Genomic DNA, 9,107 nt, shown 5'->3' with positions numbered 1-9,107 from the left:
TTCCATTGTAACAGAAGGGCGGCTTCTTTTGTATTTAGACAAAAAGAAAAGGGGGCTGTCCCTAAGTCATCCTCGATGACTTTTGGGACAGCCCCTTCGTGCTATGTTCCAGACTGCCGCCTATCCCGGCACCAGCGCCAGGTAGACGCCCACGGGATCCTGAATCACGGCGTAGGTGAACTCGCCGCGCACGGCCTTCACGACCTTGCCGCCCTCCTCCTCGATGCGGCGGAGGCTCTCCTCGAAGTCGCCCACCGGGAGGTAGAGCATCCAGACGGGCGGCAGGTCAGCGTTCGCGCCGCGGGCGTGGCAGATGCCGGCCGCCCCCTTCCCGTCGCTGCCCAGCATCGCGTAGTCGGCGTAGGGCTCGTCTCCGTCCTTCATCAGGATCTCCTGCACCGACCAGCCGACGACTTCTTTGTAGAAGTCACGGGTGGCATCTGCGTTGGGAACCGTCAGGTCGAGCCAGGCGATGCAGCCCACGGGACCGTCCTCGTCGGCGGCGGGGGGCACCGCCTCGGCCGGGATCACCGGGATGAGCCCGAAGGCCGCCCCGTTCGGGTCGAGCACGACCCCCCACTGGCTGCGGCCGCTGTCGTCCTTCATGTGCATCAGCACCTTGCCGCCCAGCTCGGCCGCACGCGCCACGCTGGACCCCACGTCGGCCACCTGGATGTGCGGCATCCACTGGAGCGGGAGGCTCTCGTACTCAGGGGCGCGCCGGCCCAGTCCGATGATGGGCAGGCCCAGGTTGTTCATGAGATCCTCGGCGCGCCAGAGCGGGCGCTCGCCCGTGCTGAGCACGCGGCTGTAGAAGCGCATTTCCTTCTCGTGTTCGGGAACCGCGATGTCGGCGCTCATGACCCCTCCGACGCGTGGGACGAACCGTTCGCTCATCGTCTTCCACCCCGTTCGCTGGCGTTGGCGACAACGGCCACACTCCTACATTCCTGATCGCCGCCTGAATAACCTGCCCTGGCAGGACCATCCTGAATCGCGGTGCGCCTCCCGACCCGCACAGGCTCGTCCGGGAGCAAACGCGCACTCCACCCTGCCGCACGGAGAGGTTGACAGACTTCGGCGCCACCTCTATTCTAGCACTAGAATAGAGGTGGCGCCCGTGACCAATGCTGAGGTTGCGATTCTCTCCCTCGTGGCCGAGCAGCCGCGCCACGGCTACGAGATCGAGGCCGTCATCGAGGAGCGCGGCATGCGGGAGTGGACCGAGGTCGGTTTCTCCTCGATCTACTACGTGCTGAAGAAGTTGGAGGCGCGCGGGCTCGTGAAGCGGACCGGTGCCGACACGGGCAGCCGGGGGCCGGCCAGGGTCACCTACCGGGCCACGGCGGCGGGGCACGCCGCCCTCCGGGCCGCCACGCTGGCGGCGCTGTCGGTGCCGCAGTCGGGGAACTCCCCGTTCCTGCTGGGCCTGGCCAACCTGCCCGTGCTCTCGCCGGACGAGGTCCGGGAGGCGCTCGCCCGCTACCGGGCGGCGCTGGAGGGGAAGCGGCGGGACCTGGAGGCCCGCCGGTCCGGGGCCGGCCCGGGCGCCCCCTTCTTCGTGACCGCCATGTTCGACCGCTCGCTCGCGCTCATCGCCGCCGAACTGGAGTGGCTCGCCGCATTCGAATCCCAGTATGCCCGGGAGGAGGACCCCGCCATGGCCCAGCCCGTCAGCCCCGAGAAGGTGCTCTACAGCGCCAGGAGGGAGCCCGAGATCGTCGAAGTCCCGGAGACTTGGTGCCTCACCCTGACCGGTTCCGGCGCGCCGGAGGGCCCTGCGTTCCAGCAGGCCGTCGAAGCGCTCTACGGCCTGGCCTACACCCTGAAGTTCCAGCTGAAGGGAGAGGGGAGAGACTTCAAGGTGCCGCCCCTCGAGGGCCTATGGTGGGTCGACCGGCCGGAGGAGTTCGCCCGGACGCCCCGGGAGCAGTGGCAGTGGCAGCTGCTCATCCGCATGCCGGACGGGCTGACCGAAGAGAAGGTCTCCGTCGCCCGCGCCCAGGCGGCGGAGAAGAAGAAGAACCCCCGAATCCGCGATGTGCGCTTCGAGCGGTTCGCTGAGGGCACCGCGGCCCAGGTGCTCCACGTGGGGCCGTTCTCGGAGGAGGGCCCTGTGATCGCGCGGCTGCATGCCTTCATCGCCGAGAAGGGGTACCGGCTCCGGGGCCGCCACCACGAGGTCTACCTGTCCGACTTCCGGCGGACCGCGCCGGAGAAGCTGAAGACCATCCTGCGGCAGCCCGTGGAGCCGGCCACCTAGGAACACGGGGCCGTTCCTAGAGCTTGAGTTCCACCTGCGCCCTGCCGCGCAGATACAGCCGGAAAACCGCGAGGGCGATCAGAACCCAGGAACCCATGAAGATCAGGGTGGATGATGCCCCCTTCCACTCCGTCAGGAATCCGAGAAGGGCGGCACCCAGCGGCACCAGCGAGCGATGGAGGGCGACGCTCGTCCCCGTGACCCGTCCCTGGAGGTGGTCGGGCGTCAGCGTCTGCCTGACCGTGTGGTAGCCGATGTTGCCGACGGTCACGCTGAACGTGACCAGAGCGAGGCTCAGGGACAGCGCAGCGTCTGACCGGGCCATCCCCATGGCCGCCAGAGCGAGCGCAGCCACGCCTATGATGTCGACGACACGCATCTGCAGCCGGCGCACGAGCACGGGCGAGAGGATGCTTCCGAAGACAGCCCCTGCGCCGGCTCCGATGAGTACCAGCCCGGTTCTGCCCGCACTGGCGTGGAACTCCGTCCTGAGCTTCAGGAGTGTAACGATGATGACGCTCCCCAATATGACGTTGAGTGCGCCCACAAACAGAGTAAACGCCCAGATGGTGCGGTTCCCTACCAGGAACCGCAGTCCTTCGCGGGTCTCGGACCAGACGGCCCCGCCCCTCGGCGCCTCGGCCGGTCGCGCGGGGACGAAAGGCAGCGCGATCCACAGCGCACCGAATGAAAGCATGTCAACGAACAGTGATCGGATCGCGCCTAACCCGTTGATCAGGAGGCCCGCCAGCGCCGGCCCGACTGCAGCTTCGGCGGCATGGCTGAGCTGCAGGGCTGCGTTGGCCTGCGACAGATGGGCTTTCGGAACGACCCGGGGAATGGACGAGTACCAGGAGGTCCACTTGAGCCGGTGGAGCGACAGGGAAAGGAAACCGACAAGGCATAACAACGGAAAGCTGAGCCGCCGACCGAACTGCGCGGTCGGTACCAGGAGGAGGACCAGCGGTCCCAACAGGGCTACCAGGGCGAGCGTACGCCGCGGTCCCAGCCGGTCCGCCAGCACGCCTGCTGCGATCCCCGTAACTGCGGTAGCGGAGCTCTCGATGGCGCGGAAGACGCCGACCTGAAAGGCCGACTCCGCGAGGTTGAACACCAGCCACGGCAGTGCGACCGAGTAGATCTGGTCGCCGAGGCCCGTAACCAGTTGTGCAGCAGACATCACACCCACCGACTGCCGGTAGTTGGGAGACGCTGTCGATTCGTTCACGATGTCGCCTCACATCCCCGCGGCATGGCTTGTCCGCCCGCCGATCACCACGAAGTCGTGCACAATATTGTGCACCAACCACCTGTATTATGCGCCTTAATACCCCCGGTTGTAAAGCGTGAACATTCCGTCTTGAGGCGACGCCGGGTTCAACACGACGCCGCCTTCTCGGGCTCCGCTTCCGCCAGGACTCCGAAGGGCGGCGTCCACGCGGTCAAGTCAACGAGCGGGTTTCCGGGACGACCGACAGGCATCCCGGAAACCCGCTCGCCTAGTTCATCACCCGGCCGCCGTCCACGACCACCGTCTGGCCCGTGACGTAGGCCGCGGCGGGGGAGAGCAGCCAGCAGACCACCTCGGCCACCTCCGCGAAGGTGCCGAGACGCCGGAGCGGGGTCTGTGCCTTCATCGCCTCCAGCGCCGGCGCCGGCAGGGCCCGGGCCAGCGGCGACTCAATGGGACCCGGCGCCACGCAGTTCACCCGGATGCCCAGGGGCCCCCACTCCCGGGCGGCCGACCGGGTGAGCCCCACCAGTCCTGCCTTCGCCGCGGCGTAGGCGGGGCCGAACGCGCCGCCGTTGAAGCTGACCACCGAGCCCACGTTGACGACCGCGGGCTCCCGGCCGGCCCTGAGCAGCGGCAGGGCCGCCCGCATCACGTGGAAGGGCCCGCTCAGGTTGGTCGCCAGGACCTCCGTCCACTCCGCCGCCTCGATCTGCTCCCAGGGGCGCACCGGCGCCACCCCGGCGTTGTTGACCAGCAGGTCCAGCCCGCTCCAGGCGTCGGCCACGTGCGCCACCAGCTCCTCCGCCTCCTTCGGGCGGGAGAGGTCGGCGGCGAGCAGCAGCGCCCGCCGGCCGGCGGCGCGCACCGCCTCTGCGGTCTGCGCGGCGCCGGGCAGGTCCCGGTGGTAGTGGACGGCCACGTCGGCCCCGGCCTCCGCCAGCCGCCGGGCCACCGCGGCCCCCAGCCCCTTGGAGGCCCCGGTCACCAGGGCCCGCTTGCCGTTCAGTTCCATGGAATCTCCGCCTCCCGGTATGCCTTCGCCGTGAAGAGGAAGTCGGCCAGGCGGCCCTTGTGGGGCGCCCCGGGCTCGGTGTGCCAGGGCGGGATCGGGCCGACGAAGAGCTTCTGGATCGTGGTCTCCGTCAGGCAGCGCCCCGCCAGTGCCCGGTCGCGGGTGAGCAGCGTCACCGCCAGCGAGCCCCGCAGGAGCGGCAGCGGGTCGGCGCCGGCGGGCAGCTGGGCCGCCGTCGCCCACGGGGCGGGCAGCTCGACGCCGAAGCGGGGGTCCGCGGGGTCGACGCCCAGCAGCAGCGCGGGGCGCACGAAGGTGAGGCCGTCGACCTCCACCGTCTCCGCCGGGGTCTGCTGGGCGGCCGCCGGATCCTTCCAGGCGGGCACCCGTGCCTCCGGGTCCAGCGGGTCCAGGAGCGGCAGCCGGTCCAGCCGGTCGGCGACCGCCTCCAGGAGCCCGGGGGCCTCGCCCCGCAGCAGCAGGGCGCTGGCGCAGGTGCACTTGCGCCCGCCGTCGTGGAGGATGCAGTCCACGAGGAATGAGACCATCCCATTCCCCGTCGGCGCCCGCACGGCGCCGGCGTCCACCAGCACCTTGGACCGGCCCGGACCGTTGAAGAGCACCCTGGGGTCGCGGCCCAGCAGGGCTGCCAGGGCGGGGCCGCCGTAGGCGACCGTCCGGTCGCAGTGCTCCACGAGCGCGGGCACCAGGTCGTGCCCGCCGGGCAGGAGGGCGACCCGCTCCGCCGGGAAGCCCGCCTCCCTGAGCGCCAGCAGCACCCGCCAGGGGGTGAACGGGTCGTCGGCGCCGGGGCGGAGGGCCACGGACCAGCCCATCGCCAGGGCCAGCACCCACGTCAGGTGGACCGCCGGGTGGTTGGAGGGGGCGACGAAGCCAAGCACCTGCCCGGCCGGCACCCAGCCGCAGGACTTGCCCGGGGCCGGCTCCAGCCGGTGGGTGAGGAAGGGGTCCAGCCCGCCCCCCGGCGACTGCCAGCGCAGGGCGTCCCGCACGTGGACCATGCCGCTGGCCAGTTCGGTGAGAGCCTGCCGGCTGTCTGCGATGGGCGCACCGGTGGCCAGGGTGACCAGGCGGGCGTGCTCGTCGGGCGAGCAGCCGCCCAGCCCGGCGGTGGCCAGCAGCCGGCCTGCCGCGGCGATGGCGTCCCAGAGGGCGGTGAGGTCCCTTCCCGGCTCCGCCGCCGCCCGCAGCTCCGCCACCGCCCGGTGGACCATCAGCGACGGGGCGGACGCCACCCGCGCCAGCGGCGCGCCCCGGTAGTCCCGGAGCAGGCGGGCATCCAGGCTGGCGCGCTCGCGCCCGGCCCGCCAGAGGGGAATCTCGTACACCTCAGTACACCCCCTCGACCCTGGCGCCGCCCCCGTCCAGCGGGGCGACCTCGGCCACGTGATCCCAGAGGGCGCCGCCCTCCCAGTCCACCCGCACGGCCCGGTCGCGCTCCAGGTGCCACGGCAGGAAGAGCTCGCGCGTGAGCAGGGAGATGCGCACCTGCCCGGCCTCGCCCGGCGCCACCCGCCGGGCGGGATCCCGGGGGTCGACCACCCGCACCACCGCGTCCGGGCCCGGCGGGGCGAAGACGCAGCGGTGGGCGTCGCCCTCCCGGCGCGGCCGCTGGCAGGCGATGCCCATCAGGGTGTTGCCGTACCAGCCCACCAGGCGGGCGTCGGGCAGCAGCTCCTCCTCCAGCAGCCGCAGCCCCTCGGAGGAGAGCGAGGTGCCGAACCAGATGATGCCCTTCACCTGCGCAGCCAGCAGGGCGTAGGTTTCGGGGCGCTCGCACAGCGCCTGGAGGAGGGGGGGCGTGGTGGAGAGCACCTCCACCGGCTGGCCCTCCAGCACGGCCAGCGCCTGGTCCACCAGGTGGGCCGTGTAGCGGCGTGCCTCGTCCGGCCGGCCCTCGCGGTAGAGCCGCTTCACCCAGCGGGGGTCCAGGTCGACCGTGAAGTAGAGGAAGTTCCGCAGCCGGGCCAGCCGGGCCACGTTGGTGCCGACCAGGTGCGGACCCGTGGGCCCCAGGTGGAGCCAGCCCTTCCGGCCGTCGCCCCGGGGGAAGCCGTGGTCGTCCAGCATGCGGTCGACCCGCCGGATGCCGCGGGTGCGCTCCGTCGCGTCGACGATGCGGGTGGGCGGTCCCGTGGTGCCGCCGGTCTCCCACACGTCGAAGGGCTCCCGGCAGCCCCGGGGGATCAGCTCCCAGGCCGGGATGCGCCGCCACTCCGCCGCCACGGCGGGGAAGCGGGCGAGGTCCTCCAGCCCCTGCACCTCGGCCAGGGGGTCGAAGCCGAGCTCGGTCGCCTTGCGAAGCCAGTACGGGCAGCCGGTGGCGGGGTCGAAGTGCCAGCGGACGATCGCGCGGACGTGCGCGTCAAGCGCGGACGGCGTCATCATGCCGCATCACCTCCTCGGGCGGGGGGAGCGCGGCGCCGGCCGCGGCCAGGGCCCGCTGCGCCTTGGCCATGCACTCCTGCCACTCCGCCGCCGGGTCGCTTCCCGGCACCAGCCCGGCGCCGGTGCGCACCAGGGCCGTGCCGCCGTGCAGGGCCATGCTGCGGATGGTCAGCCAGAGCTGCAGGTCGCCCCCGGGCAGCACCGCGCCGACGGCCCCGGCGTACCAGCCCCGGGGGACCGGCTCCAGCCGGTCGATGAGCGCCCGCGCCTCCGCCCTGGGGATGCCGCCCACGGTCCCGGCGGGGAAGCAGGCCGCGACCAGGTCGGCCGGCGTCGCGCCGGGCCTGAGCGTGCCGGAGAGGCGGGAGGCCAGGTGCACCAGGCCCGGGTGCCGCTCCAGCTCCATGAAGGCGTCGACGGTGACGCTGCCGGGGATGCAGACCGCCAGCAGGTCGCGGCGCGCCTGCTCCACGGCCACCCTGTGCTCCTCCCGATCCTTGGGGCTGGCGGCGAGCTCCGCCGCGCGGTCGGGGGTCCGGGTGCCGGCCAGCAGGTGCATGCGGGCCCGGCGGCCCTCCAGGATCACCAGCGGCTCCGGCGAGAGGCCCACCAGCGCCTCCGCGCCCGGGCCGCCGTGGATGAGGAAGGCCAGCCCGGCCGAGGCGCCGGCCGTCAGCCGCCGGTAGACCGACAGCGGAGACAGGGAGCACGGGGCGGCGAAGGGGACCGACAGGATCACCTTGGTCACGCTGCCGGCGCCCATCGCGGCGAGGGCCTCGCGCACGGCGGCAGCGTAGTCCCTGTACGGCCAGAGGGGGACCGCCCGGACCGGGCCTGTCGCAGGATCTGTGGCGGGCGGGGCTGCCGGCGCGGCACCTGTGGCGGTGGGGCTGGAGGCCGCATGGGAGAGGCCCGCGGCAGGCGGGAGTGCAGCGGAGAGGCCCACTCCTTCTGGGGGCGCAGCGGAGACGTCCGTGCTGGGTGGGGTCACAGCGGAGACGGGCGCGCCAGGTGGGGGACCAGACGGGCGGCCGGTCTCGGGCGTGAGCGCAGCTGAGCGGGCGGTCACGGTGACGGCGGGCAGGGCCCCCCGCACCCAGAGCTCGCCCCCCTCCCTGTCGAAGAGCGCCGCACTGCCCGGGATCCAGAATCGTCCCTGCCCGTCCCAGTCCAGCCGGCCCACCGCCGCGGCCAGGAGCGGCGGGGCGTCCTCGGGCAGTCCGACCCGCTCCGCTGCCCTGCACGCCTCGGCGATGCTCCCGGCCCGGGCGGCCGGCGCCCACGCCACCAGGGTGACCCTGCGGCCCTGCCACGTCAGCCCGTCCAGGAGCGCCACGGGGCCGACACCCAGCGTCCCGGCCAGGTCAGCCGGCGTCCAGGGGGGCAGGGGCAGGCGGCGGACGTCCTCAGGCCGGGCCATACGGACCGCCCCCTTCGATCGCCAGGGCCCGGACCGGTGCCGCCTCGGCGCCGATCACCTGCATGGGCGCGGCCATCAGCCACACGATCGGTCCGGTGAGAGCCTTGAGGTTGCAGAGGTACTCGAGGATGGGTATGCCGGCCTCCAGCAGCCGGCGGTGTACCGGGAAGGCCCGGTCGCCCGGCTCCTCGGTGAGGAAGTCCAGCCCCACCAGCACCGCGCCCTGCTCGACGCACCAGTCTGCGGCGCTGGGGGCGAGGTAGGGGGGCTTCTGCCAGAAGTCTGGGTCGCCCCAGTGGCGGTCCAGGTAGTCGGTGCGCAGCAGGAGCCTGAGGCCGGGCCGCATCAGCCCCCGGGCGGCCGCCGCGAGGTCGTCCGCGGTCACGGCCTCGTAGAGTCCCCGGTGGGTGAGGTCGAGCACCAGCGCCGGCCCGATGAAGAGGCCGGGGTCCAGGTCGCTCACGTCCTTCCCCCCGGGCACGAAGTGGCTGGGCGCGTCCACGTGGGTGGCGTTGTGGGGGTTCAGCACGAACTGGCTGAAGCGCCGCCCGTGGCCCGTGGGGTCCGTCTCGGGCGTCATCAGCGGGCGGATCTCCACCTCCTTGTACCAGGAGGTTCCGTACGCCGGCATGCCGTGGCTGTAGCCCAGGGACAGATCGATCACGCGCATGGGGCGGGAGCCACCTCCTCGACGGTCGGCTATGTCGGGGGCCGCACCCGTGCCCGCCGGAGGGGCCGGTCGGCCGCTCGCCCATTCTATGCAGGCGCG

General features: G+C 72.5%; 8 protein-coding genes. 1 reads left to right on the top strand and 7 read right to left on the bottom strand.

All coding sequences use genetic code 11. The features are described from left to right. Positions 1-120 precede the first annotated feature (120 nt). Positions 121-861, bottom strand: coding sequence for a VOC family protein (locus tag J2Z79_RS04755; RefSeq protein ID WP_209465717.1), 741 nt, complete (start codon positions 859-861; stop codon positions 121-123). A gap of 259 nt (positions 862-1,120) precedes the next feature. Between J2Z79_RS04755 and J2Z79_RS04750 the strand changes: the two genes are divergently transcribed. Further along, entirely contained in the window at positions 1,121-2,263 is a 1,143-nt protein-coding gene (locus J2Z79_RS04750) for a helix-turn-helix transcriptional regulator (RefSeq protein WP_209465716.1), read from the top strand. Positions 2,264-2,279: 16 nt separating this feature from the next. Here J2Z79_RS04750 and J2Z79_RS04745 read toward each other — a convergent pair whose 3' ends face one another. The 6 genes from J2Z79_RS04745 to J2Z79_RS04720 form a co-directional block, all read right to left on the bottom strand. Next, entirely contained in the window at positions 2,280-3,491 is a 1,212-nt protein-coding gene (locus tag J2Z79_RS04745) for an MFS transporter (RefSeq protein WP_209465715.1), read from the bottom strand. A 271-nt stretch (positions 3,492-3,762) separates the two neighbouring features. Continuing rightward, positions 3,763-4,509, bottom strand: a complete 747-nt coding sequence (locus tag J2Z79_RS04740) for an SDR family NAD(P)-dependent oxidoreductase (protein ID WP_209465714.1) — start codon at positions 4,507-4,509, stop codon at positions 3,763-3,765. Then, on the bottom strand, positions 4,500-5,858 hold the full coding sequence (locus J2Z79_RS04735; protein WP_209465713.1) for an aldehyde dehydrogenase family protein: 1,359 nt from the start codon (positions 5,856-5,858) through the stop codon (positions 4,500-4,502). The genes J2Z79_RS04740 and J2Z79_RS04735 overlap by 10 nt, the downstream gene beginning before the upstream one ends. A gap of 1 nt (position 5,859) precedes the next feature. Continuing rightward, on the bottom strand, positions 5,860-6,918 hold the full coding sequence (locus tag J2Z79_RS04730) for a phenylacetate--CoA ligase family protein (RefSeq protein WP_209465712.1): 1,059 nt from the start codon (positions 6,916-6,918) through the stop codon (positions 5,860-5,862). Beyond that, the gene (locus J2Z79_RS04725; RefSeq protein ID WP_209465711.1) at positions 6,896-8,338 is read right to left on the bottom strand and encodes a chorismate-binding protein; all 1,443 of its coding nucleotides are present in this window, start codon (positions 8,336-8,338) and stop codon (positions 6,896-6,898) included. Before J2Z79_RS04725 ends, J2Z79_RS04730 begins: the two co-directional genes overlap by 23 nt. Next, positions 8,325-9,008 carry a cyclase family protein gene (locus J2Z79_RS04720; protein WP_209465710.1) on the bottom strand — a complete coding sequence of 228 codons (684 nt, stop codon included), beginning with the start codon at positions 9,006-9,008 and terminating at the stop codon, positions 8,325-8,327. The genes J2Z79_RS04725 and J2Z79_RS04720 overlap by 14 nt, the downstream gene beginning before the upstream one ends. Positions 9,009-9,107 lie beyond the last annotated feature (99 nt).

The sequence above is a fragment of the Symbiobacterium terraclitae genome (assembly GCF_017874315.1).
GTDB lineage: Bacteria > Bacillota > Sulfobacillia > Symbiobacteriales > Symbiobacteriaceae > Symbiobacterium > Symbiobacterium terraclitae.
The sequence above is the reverse complement of the archived record's forward strand: the minus strand, read 5'-3'. Positions and strand labels throughout refer to the sequence as shown.

What these genes read in the sequence shown, in the direction of transcription:
- J2Z79_RS04755 (WP_209465717.1), bottom strand. Translation starts at nt 861, where the DNA reads ATGAGCGCCGACATCGCGGTTCCCGAACACGAGAAGGAAATGCGCTTC.
- J2Z79_RS04740 (WP_209465714.1), bottom strand. Translation starts at nt 4,509, where the DNA reads ATGGAACTGAACGGCAAGCGGGCCCTGGTGACCGGGGCCTCCAAGGGG.
- J2Z79_RS04730 (WP_209465712.1), bottom strand. Translation starts at nt 6,918, where the DNA reads ATGATGACGCCGTCCGCGCTTGACGCGCACGTCCGCGCGATCGTCCGC.
- J2Z79_RS04725 (WP_209465711.1), bottom strand. Translation starts at nt 8,338, where the DNA reads ATGGCCCGGCCTGAGGACGTCCGCCGCCTGCCCCTGCCCCCCTGGACG.
- J2Z79_RS04720 (WP_209465710.1), bottom strand. Translation starts at nt 9,008, where the DNA reads ATGCGCGTGATCGATCTGTCCCTGGGCTACAGCCACGGCATGCCGGCG.